Below are 20,232 nucleotides of genomic sequence, written 5' to 3' on the forward strand. Positions count from 1 at the left end.
ATAGCATGGCAGCAGCATTTCCCTTCTCCGCGGTTGTCGGTCAGGACGAGATGAAGCTTGCGCTGCTGATTGCCGCTGTCGATCCAAAGGTCGGCGGTGTACTGGCCTTTGGCGACCGCGGCTCCGGAAAATCCACGGCGGTCCGCGCGCTTGCCGCCCTGCTGCCGAAGATGAAGATCGTCGTGGGTTGCCGTTACAATTGCGATCCGGATCGGCCGGTGGAACTTTGCGAGAATTGCCGCGTTCGGGCGAGCAAGGGTAGACTAAAGTCGGTACAGGTCCCGGTGCCCGTCGTCGATCTGCCGCTTGGCGCGACCGAGGATCGCGTGGTCGGCGCGCTCGATCTGGAACGGGCACTGACGCGCGGGGAAAAGGCCTTCGAGCCTGGTTTGTTGGCTCGCGCCCATCGCGGGTTCCTCTATATCGACGAAGCAAATCTGCTGGAGGATCATCTTGTCGATCTCCTGCTTGACGTCGCTGCATCAGGCGAAAATGTTGTCGAGCGCGAGGGCTTGAGCATACGTCATCCGGCGAGATTCGTGCTGGTCGGTACTGGAAACCCAGAGGAAGGCGAGTTGCGCCCGCAATTGCTGGATCGCTTTGGCATGTCGGTAGAGGTGAAGACCCCCGACAATCTTGCGGACCGGATCGAGGTGGTGCGGCGCCGTGACGCTTTTGAAAACGATAGCGAAGCCTTCGTCACAAAGTGGGCCAAGGACGAGGCCATGCTTCGCAAGAAGATCATCATGGCGCGGGAGAAACTCTCCTCGGTTTCGGTGCCTGATGTCACGCTCGAGCGCGCCGCCAAACTCTGCATGGCGCTTGGCACCGACGGCCTGCGCGGCGAATTGACCTTGATGCGTGCGGCCCGTGCGCTAGCGACACTGGACTCCGCCAAGGCCGTGACCGACGATCATCTCCGCCGGATCGCTCCCTCGGCCCTGCGCCATCGGCTGCGGCGCAATCCGCTCGATGATGCGGGCTCCTCGGTACGGGTCGACCGTGCGATTTTGGAGGTGCTGGGGTGACCGGCGCCCCCGTTTGGTCCGACGCGGTGACAGCGGCGCAATTGTTTGCGGTGGACCCGTCAGGGACCGGGGGCGTGTTACTGAGATCACGCGCAGGCCCAGTGCGAGATCGTTGGTTCGCCTTGCTTCGTTTGGCACTGCCGGCATCCTGCAATGTGAAGCAAGTGCCGCTGAATATCGCTGAGGGCCGGCTGCTCGGCGGATTGGACCTCAACGCGACTCTACTGAACGGCCGACCTGTTGCCGAACGCGGGCTCTTGGCAGAAGCGGACGGTGGCGTGATCATGTTGGCGATGGCAGAGCGGCTATCGGCCGCAATGACGGTGCATGTCACAGCGGCGATGGACGCTGGGGAGACCATCGTCGAGCGCGACGGACTGTCCCTTCGGATGCCTGCTCGTTTCGGTGTGATCGCATTGGACGAAGGCCTTGAGGACGAATTCGCGCCGGCGTCGCTGCGCGATCGTCTGGCGCTCCACCTCGATCTCAACGCAATCGGCGTCCGAGACGCCGAGGAATTCTCTGCTGATGCCGGGGAAACAGCTGCGGCACGTGCGAAGTTGCCATCTCTCAAGCCCGACGTGGTCCAGATCGAGGCAGTTTGTGCGGCGGCCATAGCGTTAGGCATAGCGTCGTTGCGTGCGCCGTTGCTCGCGCTGCGTATCGCCTGCGCCAGTGCCGCGCTTGCGGGTCACTCCAGAGTCGAACAAGATGATCTCGCTTTGGCCGCGCGGCTGGTGCTCGCGCCCCGTGTGCCGGTGTTTCCGCCAGCGGAGGAGCCGGCCCAACCCGAGCAGCCTCCGCCGCCGACCGAAGATGAGGCCGAAGCGTCCGGTGGTAAAGATCAAACGCCAACCAACGATCGTGCCCTCGACGAAGTCATTCTGGCCGCTGTGCAGGCGGCAATCCCGCCGGATGTGCTGGCGGCACTTCGCGCGGGATCTGCCGGACGTTCGCGCAGTCGTTCCTCCGGCAAGGCCGGCGCATTGCAGAAATCCAGCTCACGCGGCCGTCCGGCCGGCGTCTTGCGCGACGCATTGCGTGGCGGCGTGAGGCTCAACGTGATCGAAACCTTGCGCGCAGCGGCGCCATGGCAGCCTTTGCGACGCCGGGAAGCGGATGGGTCGGGCGAGGAAGCCCGGCCCCGCATTCTGATCCGCAAGGACGATTTCCGCATCTCACGGTTCAAGCAGCGCACGGAAACTGTCACGATTTTCGTGGTCGACGCGTCCGGGTCCGCAGCATTGCATCGGCTGGCGGAAGCCAAGGGTGCGGTCGAACTGCTTTTGGCGGATTGCTACATCCGGCGCGACCAGGTGGCATTGATTGCGTTTCGCGGCAGCGCCGCGGAAATGCTGCTGCCGCCGACCCGTTCGCTGGCACGCGCCAAACGTAGCCTTGCAGGACTGCCGGGCGGGGGCGGCACGCCCCTGGCCGCAGGCCTAGATGCGGCCTTTATGCTGTCGGACTCGGTTCGTCGCAAGGGACAAACGCCGACAGTGATCGTTCTGACCGACGGCCGCGCCAACATTGCACGCGATGGCGGGCAGGGGCGTCCGCGTGCCGAGGACGACGCGGTGAGCGCAGCGCGACAGTTGCGCGGCGCCGGTATTGCAGTTGTACTCGTCGATACGTCGCCGCGTCCGGGCGTTTCAGGAGAAGCTATCGCCAAAGAAATGGGCGCGCGCTATCTGCCGCTGCCGCACGCCGACGCCGCGACCTTGTCAAAGGCCGTGCTCGCCAGCGTCGGCTAAAGCGATGCCTTGTAGGCCCGAACCCGCTTTATCATCTGCTCCACATGCGCGATCGGGGTTTCCGGCTGGATGCCGTGGCCAAGGTTGAAGATCAGTCGCCCTCCCGCGAAATTCGCCAACACGTCATCAACTCCGCGATTCAGCGCGTCACCGCCCGTGATCAATACCAGTGGATCAAGATTGCCCTGCACCGCAACGCGCGTTTGAATCCGTTCACGTATCAGCGACGGTTCCGCCGTCCAGTCGATGCTGACCGCGTCGACTCCGGTTGCATCGACATACCCAGGCAGCAACGCGGCGGCGCCCCGCGGGAAGCCGATGATCCTCGCGCCCGGCACCTTACTGCGGACACCCTCGACAATGCGCCGGGTCGGTTCGACCGACCAGCGCAGGAATTCGCGCGGTGGGAGAACACCGGCCCAGGTGTCGAAAATCTGCAGGACGTCGGCGCCGGCGGCGAGCTGCCCGAGCAGGTAGCGAATCGAGTTCTCGACGAGAGCGTCGATGATCTGCGAAAATGCCTCGGGTTGGCGATAGGCCATCATGCGCGCCGGCGCCTGATCCGGTGTGCCGCGCCCCGCGACCATGTAGGTAGCGACCGTCCAAGGCGCGCCACAGAATCCGATCAGCGTGATCCTCGGATCGAGTTCACGGCGTACCCGGCGCAGCGCCTCGAATACCAGCTCGAGCTTGGTGAAATCCCCGGTCGAGGAAAGTGTGCGAACCTTGTCCGGCGTGTCCAAGGGATCGAGCCGCGGTCCTTCGCCGACTTCGAACCTGACGTTGCGACCCAACGCATAGGGGATGACGAGAATATCCGAGAAGATGATCGCGGCGTCGAAATTGAAACGGCGGATCGGTTGCAGCGTTACTTCGGCAGCGAGTTCTGGTGTGAAGCAGAGATCGAGAAAGCCGCCGGCCCTGGCGCGAACGTCGCGGTATTCGGGCAAGTAGCGGCCGGCCTGACGCATCATCCAGAGCGGCGGAACCGCCTGCCGCCGCCCGGAAAGCACTTCCAGCAACGGTTTGATGGGTGGAGCTTGTGTCAAGCGGCATTTCCGTTTCTGGCCGACAACTATGATTGTCAGTCCTGATACACTGCTGTTACGGTCTTGGCCACGGCGAGATGCGATCTGGCAGGAAAAAGGAGATTTGCGATGAGCGCAGCCGCCCCGGCGATCACCCCTGCCGCTTCGCGTGGCGCGGACGAGTTACCCGCGCCCGTGTCCGGCCAGCGCCACGAGATCGGCAGTTCGGTTGGGAGACTGACATACTATTCAGCTACTCCCGAAACTCCTGGCGAGTTCCCACCGCTATTGCTCGTTCACAGCATCAATGCCGCGGGCTCCGCTTACGAGATCAAGCCGCTTTACGAACACTACCGCGGAAGCCGGACGGTCTACGCTTTGGAGCTTCCGGGCTTCGGTCATTCGGAGCGGGGAAAGCGCGAATACACCGTCCGCATGATGACCGACGCGATTCTGATCGCGATACGCGAGATCCAGAACGATCACGGGCGCGGCCCGGTTGACGCATTGGCGGTGTCGCTATCGTCGGAATTTCTCGCCAGGGCAGTCAGCGAGGCGCCGCTGGCGTTTCGCAGCGCAGCCTTGGTTAGCCCCACCGGTTTCAGGAGCAGCGACAAGACCACATCATGGCGCGACGGCACGCGCGGCAAGCCGTGGCTTCACGCTCTCTTCGAATTTTCTCTTTGGAGCGAAGGCTTCTTCCGCTTGCTAACCAGCCGTGCCGGAATCCGCTACTTCCTGAGCAAGACCTGGGGCTCGCGTAATATCGACGAGGGCTTGCTTGAATACGACTACCTGACGACGCGACAACCCGGCGCACAGCATGCGCCGTATTATTTCGTATCCGGATTTCTGTTCAGTGAGGACATTATTAGCATCTATCACTCGCTGACACTTCCGGTCTGGATGAGCCACGGCGTGCGCGGCGACTTCGTCGACTACTCCAACAAAACCCAGGTTGAGGGCCGCGCCAATTGGACCGTTTGCGTGTTCCCGACCGGTGCGATGCCGCATTTCGAAGCCGAGGCCGAATTCATTGCGGCCTATGACACGTTCCTTGCCGGCGTGCCGTCGGCATCGCGCGCATGAGGGTCTGCCGTGTCCGGTCTCGTTTGGAGCCGCGATGGTACGGACTGGCCCAACCGAAATGCCAGTGTGTTCGTCGAAGCGGCCGGGATCCGCTGGCATGTGCAGCGAATGGGCGAGGGGCCATCGCTGCTCCTGATCCACGGCACCGGAGCCGCAACGCATTCCTGGCGCGACATGTTACCACTGCTGGCCAGGCATTTCTCGGTGGTTGCGCCGGATCTGCCCGGACATGGATTTACGCAATCACCACCGTCGTATCGGTTGTCGCTGCCGGGCATGGCGGCCGACCTCGGCATACAGCTCCGCAAACTGGAGGTGAGGCCGGAGATCACGGTCGGTCATTCCGCAGGGGCGGCGATAGCGGCACGCATGTGTCTCGCCCGCCGCACGGCGCCGCGCCTGCTAATCGCCCTGAATGGCGCATTCATGCCGTTCGGCGGAATCGCCAACCATCTGTTTTCGCCCCTGGCGAATCTGCTGGTGCTGAATCCATTGGTGCCACGCGTGTTCGCTTGGCAGGCATCTCATGCCGGCGCGGTCGAGCGGTTGATCGCCAACACCGGTTCGACAATCGATCAGGATGGGATTGCACTCTATCGTAAGCTGGTCCGGAATCCTGCGCATGTTGCGGCCGCACTTCGGATGATGGCGAACTGGAAACTCGAACCGTTGCTGCACGATCTGCCGCGGCTGACGACAGCGCTGGTCCTGGTGGCCGCCACCAATGATCGCTCGATATCGCCCGAGGTCGCACGTCAGGTTCGCGAGATTCTTCCAAGTGCCGTCATCGAGCGGCTGCCGGGCCTCGGTCATCTCGCGCACGAAGAGCAGCCGCAACTGATCACGGAGCTCATTATGAAATACGCCCACGCAAACTCCGCCGAGCAAGCGGCACAAAAATTGTACCTTAGAATGTACACTTTCAGGCTAGGCAGGTGTCAATAAATAATTACAGTGGTCTTATGCTGGATTCAATCTCAGTCCAATCGACGCCATCGGCGCCGTCGCAGCGCCAACCGCACGCGGTGGTGATCGGCAGCGGTTTTGGCGGATTGGCAGCCGCAATCCGGCTCGGCGCAAAAGGCTATCGCGTCACCGTCCTCGAAAAGCTCGATGCCCCCGGCGGCCGTGCCTACGTGTACCGGCAGGACGGCTTCACCTTTGACGCAGGGCCTACCATCGTCACCGCACCGTTTCTGTTCGAGGAATTGTGGAAGCTGTGCGGACTAAAGATGTCCGACGACGTGACTCTGGTGCCGGTCTCGCCGTTTTATCGGATCCGGTTTCACGACGGATCGCACTTCGACTATTCCGGCGATGCCGGGGCGATGCGCGGCGCGATCGCTCGATTTTCGCCTGGCGACGTTGACGGCTACGACGCATACATGAAGGCCAGCGAAGAGATCTTCAAGGTCGGCTTCGAGAGGCTCGGCGACGTGCCGTTCAGCAAATGGACCGACATGGCGAAGATCGCGCCTGAGATGCTGCGGTTGTCGAGCTATCGCAGTGTCTACTCGCTGGTTTCGAAATTCTTCAGCGATCCGCGCCTGCGCGTCGTGTTCAGCTTTCATCCGTTGTTGATCGGCGGAAATCCCCTCACTGCGAGTTCGATCTATTGCTTGATCGCATTTCTGGAGCGGTGCTGGGGCGTGCATTTTGCGCTTGGCGGCACCGGGCGGCTGGTTGATGGGCTGGTCAGGCTGATCGAGGGCCAGGGTGGCAGACTCTGCTGCAACCAGGGGGTCCGCGAAATCGTCGTGAACGACGGTGTTGCGCGGGGCGTTTGGCTGGAATCGGGCGAGACCGTCGCTGCCGATATCGTGGTGTCAAACGCCGATTCCGCATGGACTTATCGGCATCTCGTACCTGCGTCGGCGCGATCGCGCTGGACCGATAGGCGCATCGAACGTGCACGTTACTCTATGAGCTTGTTCGTCTGGTACTTCGGCACACGCCGCAGATACGATGGAGTGCCGCACCACACGATCCTGCTGGGGCCGCGTTACAAGCGCTTGCTCACCGACATTTTTGATCGCAAGGTTCTGGCCGATGATTTCAGCCTGTACTTGCATCGCCCGACTGCGACGGACACGTCCCTCGCACCAGACGGCTGCGACGCGTTCTACGTGCTTTCACCTGTCCCGCATCTGCAAGGCGGAACCGACTGGAGCGTGATGGCCGAAGATTATCGCCTGGCGATTGCAGGCGAACTCGCCAGAACTGTATTGCCGGGTCTGGAGGACGAGATCGTCAGCTCGCGCCTGCTGACGCCGCAGGATTTCCAGGACCGGCTCTCCTCGTTTCGCGGCGCCGCCTTTGGGCTGGAGCCGATCTTGACTCAAAGCGCGTGGTTTCGCCCGCACAACAAGAGCGAAGATATCCAAAATCTGTACCTGGTCGGTGCCGGCACGCATCCTGGAGCGGGCCTGCCTGGTGTGCTCTCCTCGGCACGGGTTCTGGATTCCCTGGTGCCCGATGCCTCACACCTTGCAAGCCTGGTGACCGCATGACGACACGGCTCGATCCCATCGACATGGCTGCCTGCCGCGCTCTGCTCAAGGGCGGCTCTCGGACTTTCAATGCCGCATCGAAGGTGCTGCCGCGCCGGGTCGCCGAACCCGCCATCGCGCTCTACGCATTCTGTCGTTTGGCGGATGATGCGGTCGATCTCGGAGATGATCGCGCATCCGCGGTGGCGCGGTTACGGGACCGGCTCGACCGGGCGTATCAACGCCTGCCGATGGACCGTGCCGCAGATCGCCTGTTCGCCGAAATTGTCGCAAAGTTCTGTATTCCCCGCGAACTGCCGGAAGCCTTGCTCGAAGGTCTCGCATGGGATGCAGAGGTCCGCCGCTATGAGACGTTGCAGGATCTGACGGCCTATGCCGCACGCGTCGCGGGTGCCGTCGGCGCGATGATGACACTGATCATGGGGCGGCGCGCCCCCGAGATCGTCGCGCGCGCCTGCGATCTCGGCGTCGCGATGCAGTTTACCAACATTGCCCGCGATGTCGGCGAAGATGCCCGCGCCGGCCGGCTCTATCTGCCGCAATCGTGGCTGCGCGAGGCGGGAATCGATCCGAACACATGGCTGCAGACTCCGTCCTTCACGCCGGAGATCGCGGCCATCGTACAGCGGCTGCTCGATGCTGCCGATATTTTCTATTCCCGCGCGACGCACGGGATCGCCAATCTGCCGATTGGCTGCCGCCCGGGAATCTATGCGGCCCGCGCGCTTTATGCGGAGATTGGCCGCGAACTGGAGCGGAGCGGTCTGGATTCGGTGTCGAGGCGTGCGATCGTCTCCACCAATCGCAAGATTGCGGTGCTGGGGCGAACGCTGCTTTTGCCGCAAGCGGAATGGGAGCCTGCGCAAAATCTTGTCGCCCAAGCCGCGGCTGTCGAAGAGACTCGTTTCCTGGTCGAGGCCGTCGCGGCAACGCCGCTGCGCGAAAACGTCAAGCCGCGGCGGCCGATCGAAGACCGCGTGGTCTGGGTTATCGACCTGTTCGAGCGGCTCGAACGCCGCGATCAGTTGCAGCGCATGGCCTCCTACCGATAGAGCAAATGGGATGTACGGGACCGAGCCCATCCGCGACGGCAGAAACGGTCTCGCCGAACAGCAGCGCGCCGAAGCGAAAGTATGGTTCGAATCGCTGCGCGACAGGATTTGCGCCGAGGTCGAGCTGCTGGAGCGCGAGGCGCCCGCCGCGCTGTTTTCCGGGGAGCCGGTCACCTTCACCTACAAGCCGTGGACGCGAGCGTCCGGCAGTGGCGGTGGCACCGGCGGCTTCCTCAGCGGCGGCAGACTGTTCGAGAAGATCGGTATCCATACGTCATCGGCCAACGGGAGGCTGACGCCCGAGATGGCCAAAACACTGCCGGGCGACGGCGTTCAGCTCGACTATGTCTCCACCAGCATCAGCCTGATCATGCACCCGCGCAGCCCGCGGGTGCCGACAGTGCATATGAACACCCGGTTCCTTTCGACGGCAAAGGGCTGGTTCGGCGGCGGCGCGGATCTCACGCCGATGCTGCCGGAGCAGCGAACCCAGCACGCGCCGGACGCCGTTGCGTTTCACGCGGCGATGAAACAGGCCTGCGACGCCCATGATCCAGCCTACTACGGCAAGTTCAAGCCGTGGGCGGATACCTACTTCTTCCTGCCCCATCGCGAGCAGTCGCGCGGCGTCGGCGGCATCTTCTACGACCATCTTAACACCGGCGACTTCGCCAAGGATTTTGCCTTCACGCGCGACGTCGGGCTTGCTTTGCTGGATGTCTATCCACGGATTGTGCGCCGGCGGATGCTGGAGCCCTGGACCGACGCCGAGCGCGCGCAGCAGCTTGCCTGCCGTGGTCTCTATGTCGAGTTCAATCTGCTCTACGACCGCGGCACCATGTTCGGACTTCAGACCGGGGGCAATATCGAAACCATTTTGAGCTCGATGCCGCCATTGGTGAGCTGGACGTAGCCTTCTGCTGAAACCAAATCTGCGCTGAAGCGAGAGCTGCGGAGAGTTGTGCGAGGCGACATCATGGACAGCTATCTCGGTTTCGTCGAGTTCTTCGTGGTGCTCATGTTCGCGGCGGCATGGGGCGTTCTTGAGCTGGTTTGCCGGCGGCTCGACAGAAAGAAGGAAGCCGAACGCGCGAAACAAACCGACGGAACAAAATCGCCCTGACGCGATGCCTCGTTTACCGCAATGCCCGAGGCATGCGGAATGGCAGCATGGCCTGCACGAGGGGCATCTTGAAGCGATCGAGGGAGAGGCTTTCGTGGATCAAAGTCACGGGCTTGCCCAGGAGCTTCGCCGAGAGCACCGAGCGGGCGTAGAAAGGCGCATCTTCCAGCGTCTTGACGATCTTGGCGGCGCCGTCGCTGCGCACGCTGCGGGCGACGCGCCAGCCTGTGCGCCTAAGCTTCACTGTTGGTGGTGGCTCAAACGCCTGCATTCTTCCGTTGCGATCAAACGTCATCGCCAGGTCGACCCGGCTCCCGTCGCGGCGCTCCGCTTCGTAGAGGATCGCCGTGCCGTCCTGCATCGCTCCGCGTGCCCATTGCCAATCTGAGAAGCCCTGTTCGAGCGGTTCATCGCCGTGGTTCATGTCCAAATAGCCGTCACCCTGCCAGCTCAGGTGGGGATGATCGAGTCTTACCTGGACGCGTGCGAACGGTGCGATCGGCCACCATTGATGACGACCTGCCGGATTCAGCAGGAAGACCTGCGGCGTGACCGCCATGGGGACCAATCGGATGGTGCCGCGCAGACGTCCGGGGATCGGAACAGAGATTTCGTCGACGTTGATGGTTAGCGAGCTTCCGTTCCAGGACAGATTGCTTGGTCCCACCGCGAATGTGTCGATCGTGCGGCTGACCGCCTCGCGCGGCCGCTCCGTCATCGCCCAGCGGTTGCCGCCGCTGCGATAGATCGCAACATTGATGGCGCAATGGTTGATCGGATCGGCAGGCCGCTTGCGGCGTGCGAATGCGTAGTAGGGAGAAAAAACATTGCCGATAAAAGCAATGATCGTGATGCCGTTATGCCCGTCGTCGCTTAGCGCGTCGATATACCACCACGCATAGCCGTTCGGCGGAACGACCCGCGAGAAGTCAGGTCCGCGATCAGGCTGGCTGCTGCAGATCGGCCCGACAGCGCCGCCATCGGAACGCCCGGACCCGGATGCGTGCTGCCCCCCGCCAGGTATAGGCCCGGAATCCTGGTTCGCGCTCCAGGACGCTGGAAGGAGGCTATCCATCCGTGCGAGCTGCGCCCGTACAACGCGCCGCCCGTAGCCGGAAACATCCGGTTGAAATCCGCTGGCGTCGTCACTTGTATTGCATCCGCCTGCGGCTGGATTCGTAGGCCGCGTTGTTCCAGAATGCCGAATGTCTGCTGAGCGCATTTTTCCAACTCCATTGCATCGTAGACATGTCGGTCGCCATTCGCTGGCGCGTTGACGAGGATCAGGAATTTCTCGGAACCGCCCGGTGCGATGTGTTCGTCGCGATCCTGGGCGCAGACATAGACCGTCGGCTCGCGCGGCAGCCGGTCGTGCACGAAAATATCGTCGAACTCAGCTGCATATTCGCTCGAGAAAAAGACATTGTGCCGGTGCAACGGGAATCCATCCGGTTCTGCAACGAGGCTCCATGTCACGGCTGACAACGAGCGTGCACGGGGCGGGATCGCCGTTGCGGCGCGGCGGGCAGGCGTGCCGAACATTCCGTCGGCGATGGCGCCGACATCTGCATTCACGATCACGGCGTCCGCCGCAATGCGCTCACCGCTTGCGAGCCTTACGCCAGTGGCGTAGCCGCCGGAGACCAGAACTTCGCTGACGTCTTCACCGCACCGGATCACGGCGCCAAAGGAGCTTGCGCAATCCGCCAGCGTTTTCGCAAGCGCGTGCATACCGCCGTCGATGGACCAGACGCCCTCGTGCTCGACATGCGCAACCAGCATCAGCGTGGCAGGCGCCAGATACGGCGACGAGCCGCAATAGGTCGCGTAGCGTCCGAACAATTGTTGCAGCCTCGGATCGGCGAAATATCGTCCCAGTGCCGCCCACATCGACGAGAACGGCTTGATCTGAGGCAGCCGTATCAGCCCGTGAAGGCCGTCAGCGCCGATCAGTCCGCCCATGCTCGGCTGGGGTGCACGCAGGAAGGGCTTTTCGAGAATGTTGTAGATGCGCTGGGTATCCCGGCAGAAGGCGCGATATCCCTCGGCTTCACGCGCGCCCGCAAAATCCCCGATCGCGTCGACAGTGCGTTCCTGATCGGCAAACAAATCGAAACGAGCGTGCTCGTCCCAGGCATGTCTCGCCAGGATATCCAGCGGGCGCAGGCGGACGTGGTCTGCGAAATTCCGGCCTGCTGCCGCGAACAGTTCGTCGAATACCCAGCGCATCGTGAAGACGGTCGGGCCGCTGTCAATCCTTGCCGAACCGATCGCGATCTGGCGCATCTTGCCACCCGGCGAGGCGGCACGTTCGAGAACGGTGACGTCGAGGCCGCGTGCTGCGAGCGCGAAGGCTGAGACCAGTCCCGCGACGCCGCTTCCAACAACGACAACACGATCTCTGGGCATGGTTGCACCGGCTCCGGCTCGTCATTGACATGTGTCTATATTGATTTACACTACTATCGACAACTAAGATTGACATTTCTTGTGACAAACACGGGAGCTTGCCATGGACGTAACCAGCCGGATCGAACGGGCACTCAACGAAGCGATTGGCCAGGCCGAGCTTCCCGGCTGTCCGCCCCGGCTGGCGGCGGCCATGCGTTATGCGGTGTTTCCCCGTGGTGCGCGCGTACGGCCAAGGCTCTGCCATAGCGTTGCCGCAGCCTGCGGCGAGGATCATCCCGCCGCCACCAACGCTGCCGGCGCGGCGCTCGAACTGTTACATTGCGCCTCGCTCGTGCACGACGACCTGCCCTGCTTCGACGCGGCGGAGACGCGGCGAGGACGTCCCTCCGTGCACAAAGCGTTCGGCGAGCCGCTCGCTGTTCTCACCGGAGATGCATTGATCGTGCTCGCATTCCAGACGCTGGCGCGTCTTCAATGCACGCCGGAGCGGCTGGCGGCGCTGACCTTGACGGTGGCTCGATCCGTCGGCGTCCCATTGGGGATCGTCGCGGGCCAGGCGTGGGAATGTGAAGACGAGATCGATCTGGCGCATTATCACCGCGCCAAGACCGGCGCGCTGTTCGCCGCAGCGACCGTTGCAGGCGCCGCGTCAGCCGGCGCCGATTGCGAGCCGTGGCGGATGGTCGGTGAGAAGCTCGGCGAGGCCTATCAGGTCGCCGACGATATTCGCGATGCGGCCTCAGACGAAGATGAGATTGGCAAGCCCGTCGGCCGCGACCTAGCGCTCGGGCGTCCGAGCGCGGTGATCGAACTCGGCCTCGATGGCGCGCTCTACCGCTTGCATGACCTGGTGCGCGGCGCGATTGATGCGATCCCGCCCTGTCCCAATGGCGCCGAATTGCGTTCGCTCATGCTCTCGGAAGCCCAGCGCCTGGTGCCGGCCAAGCTTGCCCAGTTCGCTGCATAGCCACCATGGCCGCGATCACGCATCGTGAGGCCGGGGATGGGACATCCGACGCGCCACGCGGTGCGGATGCCATCCAGGCAGTGCGCTGCATCTCGCGGTTGTCCTTGCATGATCGCGTGCTGGGCTGGCGCGATTCGATACTCGCCGATCCAAGATTTCAGCGTTTTGCTTGGAGTTTTGCGCTGACGCGGCCGATCGCGCGGCGGCGTGCAGGCGCGCTGTTCGATCTCTGCGCCGGCTTTGTTTATTCGCAGGTTCTGTTCGCGTGTGTCCGTTTGAAGCTGTTCGACCAGCTGGCGAATGGCCCGCTCAGTCCGGCAGAGCTGGCGTCGCGTGTGCCGTTGCCGACCGACGCAACGTTGATTCTGCTCGATGCGGCGGTCTCGCTGCAATTGCTGCAGCGTCGTACTGGCGGCTGCTATGGTCTCGGGTCGCTCGGTGCAGCCCTGAGGGGCAATCCCGGTGTCGTCGCCATGATAGAGCATCATGCGATGCTGTACGAAGACCTGAGGGATCCGATCGCGCTGCTGCGCGGTGACGTCGGCGCCGGGCAACTAGTCGCCTACTGGCCCTATGCCGCCAATCCCAACGCCGCCAATTTGTCACGCGACGCGATCACGCCTTACACCGCGTTGATGGCGGCGTCGCAGCCGATGATCTCGCAGCAGGTTTTGTCGGCTTATTCGTTCCGCGGACATCGCTGTCTGCTCGACATCGGTGGCGGCGACGGCTCCTTCATCGCCGCCGTCGCGGTGCAGGCACCAAAGCTGCGATTCGTGCTGTTCGATCTGCCCGCGGTAGTCGACCAGGCCAGCGAACGCTTTCGCACCGCGGGTCTGTCATCACGCGCGGTCGCGATCGGGGGGAATTTCCTTGCGAACCCTCTCCCCGAGGGCGCCGATGTCGTCTCGCTGGTGCGCGTGATCCACGATCATGACGATGCCAGCATCATGGTCCTGTTGCGCGCGGTTCACCAGGCCTTGTCGCCTGATGGCACACTGCTGATTGCCGAGCCCATCTCTAGCGTCCGCGGCGCCGAGCCGATCGGGGATGCCTATTTCGCCTTCTATCTGTTGGCGATGGGCAGCGGCCGCCCCCGGACCTTCGCGCGGCTGCGCGACATGCTCACCGAGGCCGGCTTTATCGATGTTGCGCTACGGCCGGTCGGGATGCCGATGCTGGCCAGCGTGATCACTGCACGAAAGAGCAAGATTGGCGTTAATCAAACTTGACACTCTAAAATGTAAGTTTAGCATGACATTTGCGGAGTCCCTCCGCATCCGTGGAAGATCGGAGTGAGCGATGGAGACCATCGCGGTCGTTCTCAGGCAGCCGGAGCAGATCGAGCTCAATCGGCTTGCTTTGACTCCTCCAACCGCCGACGACGTCGTCGTCGATGTCGACTGGAGCGGCGTCAGCACCGGCACGGAGCGGTTGCTGTGGTCGGGCCGGATGCCTCCATTTCCAGGCATGGGATATCCGCTCGTGCCCGGGTACGAGTCGGTCGGTCGCGTGGTCGAGGCGGGAACTGCTACCGGCTTGCATCCAGGGCAACGCGTCTTCGTTCCCGGTGCAAAGTGCTTTGGCGAGGTGCGCGGACTGTTCGGTGCTTCCGCTTCGCGCCTGGTGGCGACAGCGAAGCGCGTGGTACCGCTCGATCAAAATCTCGGCGAACGCGGAATCCTGCTGGCGCTCGCGGCGACGGCCTACCACGCCATTGCGGCCCAGGGTGCCCAGGCTCCGGACTGCATCGTTGGTCATGGCGTGCTGGGGCGACTGCTTGCGCGCATCTCCATCGCGGTTCGTAACGAGCCTCCGACCGTGTGGGAGAAGAACCCAGCGCGCGTCGGCGGTGCCGTCGACTACGGGGTGATCGATCCCGAGCATGATACGCGGCGTGACTACAGGAGCATCTACGATGTCAGCGGCGATGCGGGTCTGCTCGATTCTCTAATCGGACGTATCGCGCCCGGCGGCGAGATCGTGCTGGCCGGGTTTTACAGTGAGCGATTGTCTTTCGCATTTCCGCCAGCGTTCATGCGCGAGGCGCGCCTTCGCGTTGCCGCGGAGTGGCAGCCGTCGGATCTCGTCGCGATCAAAAGGCTGATCGAATCCGGGCGGCTCTCGTTCGACGGCCTGATCACGCACCACCACGACGCCCTGGATGCGTCGAATGCCTATCGGACCGCGTTCGAGGATCCTGCGTGCCTGAAAATGGTCCTGAACTGGAGTTCGCTCTCATGAATGTCGTGCCGAACATAAATATGAAAGATGCTCTGCGGGTGGAAGCGTCGATCGAGCCCGATGCGCCGGTGACGACGCCGGCGACCAAGGAAACCCAGATCATTGCGATCTATGGCAAGGGTGGCATCGGTAAGAGTTTTACGCTGGCCAACCTGTCTTACATGATGGCGCAGCAAGGCAAGAAAGTGCTGCTGATCGGCTGCGACCCGAAGAGCGACACCACGTCGCTGCTATTTGGCGGCCGCGCCTGTCCGACCATCATCGAGACGTCATCGAAGAAGAAGCTCGCCGGGGAGGAAGTGAAGATCGGTGACGTCTGCTTCAAGCGCGACGGCGTGTTTGCGATGGAGCTCGGCGGCCCCGAGGTCGGTCGCGGCTGCGGCGGCCGCGGTATCATCCACGGCTTCGAGTTGCTGGAGAAGCTCGGATTCCACGAGTGGGGGTTCGACTACGTGCTGCTCGACTTCCTGGGCGACGTGGTCTGCGGTGGCTTCGGCCTGCCGATCGCGCGCGACATGTGCCAGAAGGTGATCGTCGTGGGCTCGAACGATCTGCAATCGCTCTACGTCGCCAACAACGTCTGCTCGGCGGTGGAGTATTTCCGCAAGCTCGGGGGCAACGTCGGCGTCGCCGGCATGGTTATCAACAAGGACGACGGCACGGGCGAGGCGGCCGCGTTTGCCGCGACGGTCGGCATTCCTGTCCTTGCGGCAATCCCGGCCGACGATGACATCCGCAAGAAGAGCGCGAATTACGAGATCATCGGTTTGCCTGGCGGGCAGTGGAGCTCGCTGTTCGAAGAACTCGCGACAAATGTCGGCCTTGCACCGCCGGTTCGCCCGGCGCCGCTGACGCAGGACGGTTTGCTCGGCCTGTTCAAAGGGGAAGTGGTCGGCCGTGGCGTCGTGCTCGAGCCAGCGACCATGGAAGACATGTGCGGCAAGCCGGTCGTCGACAAGCCGTCCCTCGAAGTCGTCTACGACGCGGCGTGAGCGAGAGCATGATGCGGAGCGCAACATGAACGTCATTCTGCCGCGATACACCGGCGCAATCGCCGAGTCCGTCGTCAACGAGCCCCTCGACTTCGACGCGGCTGCGACGGATGCTGCCGTCGCGCCGACCCCAGTTATCGCCGCGGAGACAAAGAGCGATGGCATGGGTTGTCATGCCGGGGCTGCTGAACTCGAGGCTGCCGCCAGCGCTGCGGGAAAAAGCGAAATTCTTGATCGCTATGCTGCAGATTACCCCAAAGGTCCGCACGACCAGCCGCAGAGCATGTGCCCTGCGTTCGGTTCGCTCCGGGTCGGCCTCCGGATGCGGCGAACCGCGACGATCCTGTCGGGCTCGGCCTGCTGCGTCTATGGGCTGACCTTTACTTCGCACTTCTATGGTGCGCGGCGAACGGTCGGCTACGTGCCCTTCAATTCGGAAACGCTGGTTACCGGAAAGTTGTTCGAGGACATTCGCGAAGCCGTATTTGAGCTCGCTGACCCCGCGCTGTACGACGCCATCATTATTACCAATCTCTGCGTGCCGACCGCGTCCGGCGTTCCCCTCGATCTGCTGCCGGATGAAATCAACGGTGTGCGTATCATCGGCATCGACGTGCCCGGCTTTGGTGTGCCGACCCATGCCGAAGCCAAGGACGTGCTGGCAGCCGCGATGCTCGAATATGCCCGCAAAGAGGTCGAGCAGGGGCCCGTGCAGGCGCCGCGCGGCGGCAAGAGCGAACGACCGACAGTCACTTTGGTCGGCGAGATGTTCCCCGCTGACCCCGTCGGTATCGGCATGATGCTGGAGCCGCTTGGTCTTGCGGCAGGTCCAGTGGTGCCGACGAGAGAGTGGCGCGAACTCTATGCCGCGCTCGACGGCTCAGTCGTTGCCGCGATCCATCCGTTCTACACGGCGAGCTTCCGCCAGTTCGAATTGGCCGGCCGCAAAATAGTAGGTTCCGCGCCGGTTGGGCATGACGGTACCGAAGCCTGGCTCGAATCAATCGGTGCGGCTTGCAATGTTGCAGGCGAAAAGATCGACGCCGCCAAGAAGCGCTTCCTGCCGATGATCAAGGCCGCTCTGGCGGCGAAGCCGATTGATGCGCGCATTACGGTCTCCGGTTACGAGGGCTCCGAACTTCTGGTCGCGCGGCTCCTCATCGAGAGCGGCGCCCGAGTACCCTATGTCGGAACCGCCTGTCCAAGGACGCAATGGTCGGACAGCGACCGCGAATGGCTCGAAACCAGGGGCACCCGCGTCCAGTACCGCGCGTCGCTGGAAATGGACCTGGCCGCCGTCGGCGAGTTCAAGCCCGATCTGGCCATCGGCACCACGCCGGTCGTTCAGAAAGCCAAGCAGCTCGCAATTCCTGCGCTGTACTTCACAAATCTGATTTCGGCCCGTCCGCTGTTTGGGGTCGCCGGCGCCGGATCGTTGGCGCAGGTCGTCAACGCCGCGCTCGCCAATCAGAGCCGATTCGACGAGATGAAGGAATTCTTCGGAGATGTCGGCGAAGGCCACACCGCGGGCATCTGGGAAGATACGCCGAATGAAAACGTGGTCTTCCGTGAAAAATATAGGAAGCAGATCGAAGCCCTGGCCAAGAAGCGCAAAGCCGAGGAGATGATCTGATGCTCGTACTCGATCACGATCGCGCGGGCGGCTATTGGGGCGCGGTCTACGCCTTCACCGCGGTGAAGGGCATGCAGGTTATCATCGATGGTCCGGTCGGTTGCGAGAACCTGCCGGTCACTTCGGTGCTGCACTATACCGATGCGTTGCCGCCGCACGAGTTGCCGATCGTGGTGACAGGCCTCGGCGAGGAAGAGCTCGGCCAGACCGGCACCGAAGGCGCGATGAAGCGCGCACACCGCGTGCTCGATCCCTATATGCCGGCCGTCGTTGTGACCGGATCGATCGCCGAAATGATCGGCGGCGGCGTGACGCCGGAAGGAACCAATATCAAGCGCTTCCTGCCGCGCACCATCGACGAGGATCAGTGGCAGAGCGCCGACCGCGCCATCGTCTGGCTTTGGAAGGAATATGGCATCAAGAAGATACCAGAGCGCAAACCCCGCGCCGAAGGCGTCAAACCTCGCGTCAATATCATCGGGCCGATCTACGGCACCTTCAACATGCCGTCCGATCTTGCCGAGATCCGCCGGCTGATAAAGGGCATCGGCGCGGACATCAATATGGTGTTCCCACTCGGAAGTCACCTCGCCGACATTCCGAAGCTTGTGAATGCCGACGTCAACGTTTGCATGTACCGGGAGTTCGGCCGCATGCTGTGCGAAGCGCTGGAGCGTCCCTATCTGCAGGCGCCGATCGGCCTGCACTCCACTACCAGATTCCTGCGCAAGCTCGGCGAACTTCTGGGTCTCGATCCCGAGCCGTTCATCGCACGCGAGAAGCACACCACGATCAAGCCGCTGTGGGATCTGTGGCGGTCGGTAACGCAGGACTTCTTCGGAACGGCCAGCTTCGCAATCGTTGCCAACGAGACTTATGCGCGGGGCGTCAGGAACTTCCTGGAAAAGGAAATGGGCTTGCCGTGCACCTTCTCTTTCGCGCGCAAGGCAGGCGTCAAGCCGGATAACGATGCGGTGCGATCTGCGGTGCGCGAGAAGCCGCCGCTGATCCTGTTCGGTAGCTACAACGAACGAATGTACCTGGCCGAAGCTGGCGGTCGGGCGATCTATGTGCCGGCGTCCTTCCCGGGCGCGGTGATCCGCCGCCACACCGGTACGCCGTTCATGGGTTATTCGGGCGCAACTTACCTCGTTCAGGAAGTCTGCAACGCGCTGTTTGACGCGTTGTTCAATATCCTGCCCCTGGCGACCGAACTCGATCGCGTCGACCCGACGCCGGCTCGGCTGCACGAGGAAATTCTCTGGAGCGACGAAGCCAAGGCGCTGCTCGACGAGGTGCTGGACGCCCATCCGGTGCTGGTGCGCATCTCGGCGGCGAAGCGCCTGCGCGATGCCGCCGAGAGCAGCGCGCGCCAGGCTGGCGAGGCGCGCGTCACCACGGATTTCGTGACCAGGGCCCGCGCGGCGCTGATGAGTGGAGCGCAAGCATGAGAATGATCGAGGCCGGCCTATTTCCGGTGATTCCGTGTCTGCAATTCAATGACGATAAGCGGGAGGTGATGTCGATGTCCGATTATGCTTATGGCGATCGATCGAAAGTACACGGCGAGGACAAAATCATCGAATCCCAGGTGGTGTTCGGCGCCTGTTACATGGCCTTTTTGTTGCGGGCTGCGCTCTTCCGGCTGACACCTTGGCGCAAACGAGCACTCTTCGCCCATTCCGGGAACCGCGAGTCGATCTTCGCGGAGGCCCGCACTGCAGCCGGGACGATCGTAACGTCATCGTTCATGGGTCTGTAACCGGAATTCCGTCCAGCTCGTTGCCGGGCGGATAATTGCCGTATCGATGGATCCGGCATTCGCTGTCGCCCACGCTTGGGCGGCGAACGGCCGCAAGGCCATCACTAGGAGGATAACAAATGAAGGACGGTTCCCTATCGGGGCTATCCGAAGCTGAAGCCAAGGAATTCCATTCGATATTCATGACGAGCTTCCTGCTCTTCACGGCTGTCGCGGTGGTTGCCCATATCCTCGCCTGGATGTGGCGTCCCTGGTTGCCCGGCCCGGGCGGCTACAAGACAACGGCGCTGGACAGCATCCAGCACGTTGCCAGCGTCGCCCTTTCGTACCTGACATAGAGGGAGGCAATCATGTGGCGAATTTGGCTTCTATTCGATCCGCGCCGTGCCTTGGTCGCGCTCTTCACGTTCCTGTTTGGACTGGCGATCGTGATCCACTTCATTCTGCTCTCGACCGACCGGTTCAACTGGTTGGACGGGCCTCGCAAGGCGAAGACGTCAGAGATCACTCTGCCGTACACACCACCAAGCATGCCGTCCTGATGGCATGACGAAATGCGTACCGGAACGGACGAGAGGATCGAGCGGCCCTTCTTGTCCGCTTCCGGTAGCCACCCGGAGATGACGGTGACGCTGGTT

20 protein-coding genes are annotated in these 20,232 nt (G+C 62.7%); 17 read left to right on the forward strand and 3 right to left on the reverse strand.

From position 1 onward, the window contains the following. Positions 1 to 5 precede the first annotated feature (5 nt). Positions 6 to 1,028, forward strand: coding sequence for a magnesium chelatase ATPase subunit I (gene bchI / locus JQ507_07585; protein ID QRI71331.1), 1,023 nt, complete (start codon positions 6 to 8; stop codon positions 1,026 to 1,028). Next, positions 1,025 to 2,782, forward strand: a complete 1,758-nt coding sequence (locus JQ507_07590) for a magnesium chelatase subunit D (GenBank protein QRI71332.1) — start codon at positions 1,025 to 1,027, stop codon at positions 2,780 to 2,782. Before bchI ends, JQ507_07590 begins: the two co-directional genes overlap by 4 nt. On the opposite strand, the gene JQ507_07595 is transcribed toward JQ507_07590, so the two are convergent. Further along, positions 2,779 to 3,831, reverse strand: a complete 1,053-nt coding sequence (locus tag JQ507_07595; GenBank protein ID QRI71333.1) for a uroporphyrinogen decarboxylase — start codon at positions 3,829 to 3,831, stop codon at positions 2,779 to 2,781. The genes JQ507_07590 and JQ507_07595 overlap by 4 nt on opposite strands. Before the next feature lie 108 nt (positions 3,832 to 3,939). On the opposite strand from JQ507_07595, the gene JQ507_07600 reads away from it, so the two are divergent. The 6 genes from JQ507_07600 to JQ507_07625 all read left to right on the forward strand — a co-directional run bounded on the left by JQ507_07600 (position 3,940) and on the right by JQ507_07625 (position 9,584). Next, positions 3,940 to 4,899: an alpha/beta hydrolase gene (locus tag JQ507_07600; protein QRI71334.1), complete on the forward strand. Its 960-nt coding sequence runs from the start codon at positions 3,940 to 3,942 to the stop codon at positions 4,897 to 4,899. A gap of 9 nt (positions 4,900 to 4,908) precedes the next feature. Beyond that, positions 4,909 to 5,844, forward strand: a complete 936-nt coding sequence (locus JQ507_07605) for an alpha/beta fold hydrolase (GenBank protein QRI71335.1) — start codon at positions 4,909 to 4,911, stop codon at positions 5,842 to 5,844. A gap of 17 nt (positions 5,845 to 5,861) precedes the next feature. Beyond that, a complete protein-coding gene (locus JQ507_07610) occupies positions 5,862 to 7,409 on the forward strand; it encodes a phytoene desaturase (GenBank protein QRI71336.1) in 1,548 nt (515 codons plus the stop codon). Next, complete coding sequence (locus JQ507_07615; protein ID QRI71337.1) at positions 7,406 to 8,461, forward strand: phytoene/squalene synthase family protein; 1,056 nt, start codon at positions 7,406 to 7,408, stop codon at positions 8,459 to 8,461. Before JQ507_07610 ends, JQ507_07615 begins: the two co-directional genes overlap by 4 nt. Positions 8,462 to 8,471: 10 nt before the next feature. Then, positions 8,472 to 9,374 (forward strand): oxygen-dependent coproporphyrinogen oxidase, encoded by a 903-nt coding sequence (gene hemF / locus JQ507_07620; GenBank protein QRI71338.1) that lies wholly within the window; start codon positions 8,472 to 8,474, stop codon positions 9,372 to 9,374. Positions 9,375 to 9,437: 63 nt separating this feature from the next. Next, positions 9,438 to 9,584, forward strand: coding sequence for a hypothetical protein (locus tag JQ507_07625; protein QRI71339.1), 147 nt, complete (start codon positions 9,438 to 9,440; stop codon positions 9,582 to 9,584). A gap of 13 nt (positions 9,585 to 9,597) precedes the next feature. Here JQ507_07625 and JQ507_07630 read toward each other — a convergent pair whose 3' ends face one another. Both JQ507_07630 and crtI read right to left on the reverse strand, forming a co-directional pair. Continuing rightward, entirely contained in the window at positions 9,598 to 10,545 is a 948-nt protein-coding gene (locus tag JQ507_07630) for a carotenoid 1,2-hydratase (GenBank protein ID QRI73243.1), read from the reverse strand. Beyond that, complete coding sequence (crtI, locus tag JQ507_07635) at positions 10,458 to 11,993, reverse strand: phytoene desaturase (protein ID QRI71340.1); 1,536 nt, start codon at positions 11,991 to 11,993, stop codon at positions 10,458 to 10,460. Before crtI ends, JQ507_07630 begins: the two co-directional genes overlap by 88 nt. 103 nt (positions 11,994 to 12,096) lie before the next feature. Here crtI and JQ507_07640 point away from each other — a divergent pair, with 103 nt between their 5' ends. From JQ507_07640 to JQ507_07680, 9 genes are all read left to right on the forward strand, one after another. Beyond that, positions 12,097 to 12,963: a polyprenyl synthetase family protein gene (locus tag JQ507_07640; GenBank protein ID QRI71341.1), complete on the forward strand. Its 867-nt coding sequence runs from the start codon at positions 12,097 to 12,099 to the stop codon at positions 12,961 to 12,963. An 89-nt stretch (positions 12,964 to 13,052) separates the two neighbouring features. Further along, complete coding sequence (locus tag JQ507_07645; protein QRI73244.1) at positions 13,053 to 14,195, forward strand: methyltransferase domain-containing protein; 1,143 nt, start codon at positions 13,053 to 13,055, stop codon at positions 14,193 to 14,195. Between the two features lie 70 nt (positions 14,196 to 14,265). Then, positions 14,266 to 15,207 carry a chlorophyll synthesis pathway protein BchC gene (gene bchC, locus JQ507_07650; protein QRI71342.1) on the forward strand — a complete coding sequence of 314 codons (942 nt, stop codon included), beginning with the start codon at positions 14,266 to 14,268 and terminating at the stop codon, positions 15,205 to 15,207. Continuing rightward, complete coding sequence (locus JQ507_07655; GenBank protein ID QRI71343.1) at positions 15,204 to 16,199, forward strand: chlorophyllide a reductase iron protein subunit X; 996 nt, start codon at positions 15,204 to 15,206, stop codon at positions 16,197 to 16,199. Before bchC ends, JQ507_07655 begins: the two co-directional genes overlap by 4 nt. Positions 16,200 to 16,224: 25 nt before the next feature. After that, on the forward strand, positions 16,225 to 17,832 hold the full coding sequence (gene bchY, locus JQ507_07660; GenBank protein QRI71344.1) for a chlorophyllide a reductase subunit Y: 1,608 nt from the start codon (positions 16,225 to 16,227) through the stop codon (positions 17,830 to 17,832). Further along, positions 17,832 to 19,283, forward strand: coding sequence for a chlorophyllide a reductase subunit Z (bchZ, locus tag JQ507_07665; GenBank protein QRI71345.1), 1,452 nt, complete (start codon positions 17,832 to 17,834; stop codon positions 19,281 to 19,283). The genes bchY and bchZ overlap by 1 nt, the downstream gene beginning before the upstream one ends. Before the next feature lie 74 nt (positions 19,284 to 19,357). Beyond that, positions 19,358 to 19,594: a hypothetical protein gene (locus tag JQ507_07670; GenBank protein ID QRI73245.1), complete on the forward strand. Its 237-nt coding sequence runs from the start codon at positions 19,358 to 19,360 to the stop codon at positions 19,592 to 19,594. Positions 19,595 to 19,713: 119 nt separating this feature from the next. Beyond that, positions 19,714 to 19,932, forward strand: a complete 219-nt coding sequence (locus tag JQ507_07675; protein QRI71346.1) for a light-harvesting protein — start codon at positions 19,714 to 19,716, stop codon at positions 19,930 to 19,932. A gap of 12 nt (positions 19,933 to 19,944) precedes the next feature. Beyond that, positions 19,945 to 20,136 carry a light-harvesting protein gene (locus JQ507_07680; protein QRI71347.1) on the forward strand — a complete coding sequence of 64 codons (192 nt, stop codon included), beginning with the start codon at positions 19,945 to 19,947 and terminating at the stop codon, positions 20,134 to 20,136. Positions 20,137 to 20,232 lie beyond the last annotated feature (96 nt).

It is taken from the genome of Bradyrhizobium sp. PSBB068 (assembly GCA_016839165.1).
In the GTDB taxonomy this organism is placed as follows: Bacteria; Pseudomonadota; Alphaproteobacteria; order Rhizobiales; family Xanthobacteraceae; genus Bradyrhizobium.

Excerpts from the sequence above, each read along its gene's own strand:
- bchI (QRI71331.1), top strand. The coding sequence starts at position 6 with ATGGCAGCAGCATTTCCCTTCTCCGCGGTTGTCGGTCAGGACGAGATG.
- JQ507_07600 (QRI71334.1), top strand. The coding sequence starts at position 3,940 with ATGAGCGCAGCCGCCCCGGCGATCACCCCTGCCGCTTCGCGTGGCGCG.
- JQ507_07610 (QRI71336.1), top strand. The coding sequence starts at position 5,862 with ATGCTGGATTCAATCTCAGTCCAATCGACGCCATCGGCGCCGTCGCAG.
- JQ507_07615 (QRI71337.1), top strand. The coding sequence starts at position 7,406 with ATGACGACACGGCTCGATCCCATCGACATGGCTGCCTGCCGCGCTCTG.
- hemF (QRI71338.1), top strand. The coding sequence starts at position 8,472 with ATGTACGGGACCGAGCCCATCCGCGACGGCAGAAACGGTCTCGCCGAA.
- JQ507_07625 (QRI71339.1), top strand. The coding sequence starts at position 9,438 with ATGGACAGCTATCTCGGTTTCGTCGAGTTCTTCGTGGTGCTCATGTTC.
- crtI (QRI71340.1), bottom strand. The coding sequence starts at position 11,993 with ATGCCCAGAGATCGTGTTGTCGTTGTTGGAAGCGGCGTCGCGGGACTG.
- JQ507_07640 (QRI71341.1), top strand. The coding sequence starts at position 12,097 with ATGGACGTAACCAGCCGGATCGAACGGGCACTCAACGAAGCGATTGGC.
- bchC (QRI71342.1), top strand. The coding sequence starts at position 14,266 with ATGGAGACCATCGCGGTCGTTCTCAGGCAGCCGGAGCAGATCGAGCTC.
- JQ507_07655 (QRI71343.1), top strand. The coding sequence starts at position 15,204 with ATGAATGTCGTGCCGAACATAAATATGAAAGATGCTCTGCGGGTGGAA.
- bchY (QRI71344.1), top strand. The coding sequence starts at position 16,225 with ATGAACGTCATTCTGCCGCGATACACCGGCGCAATCGCCGAGTCCGTC.
- bchZ (QRI71345.1), top strand. The coding sequence starts at position 17,832 with ATGCTCGTACTCGATCACGATCGCGCGGGCGGCTATTGGGGCGCGGTC.
- JQ507_07670 (QRI73245.1), top strand. The coding sequence starts at position 19,358 with ATGTCCGATTATGCTTATGGCGATCGATCGAAAGTACACGGCGAGGAC.
- JQ507_07675 (QRI71346.1), top strand. The coding sequence starts at position 19,714 with ATGAAGGACGGTTCCCTATCGGGGCTATCCGAAGCTGAAGCCAAGGAA.
- JQ507_07680 (QRI71347.1), top strand. The coding sequence starts at position 19,945 with ATGTGGCGAATTTGGCTTCTATTCGATCCGCGCCGTGCCTTGGTCGCG.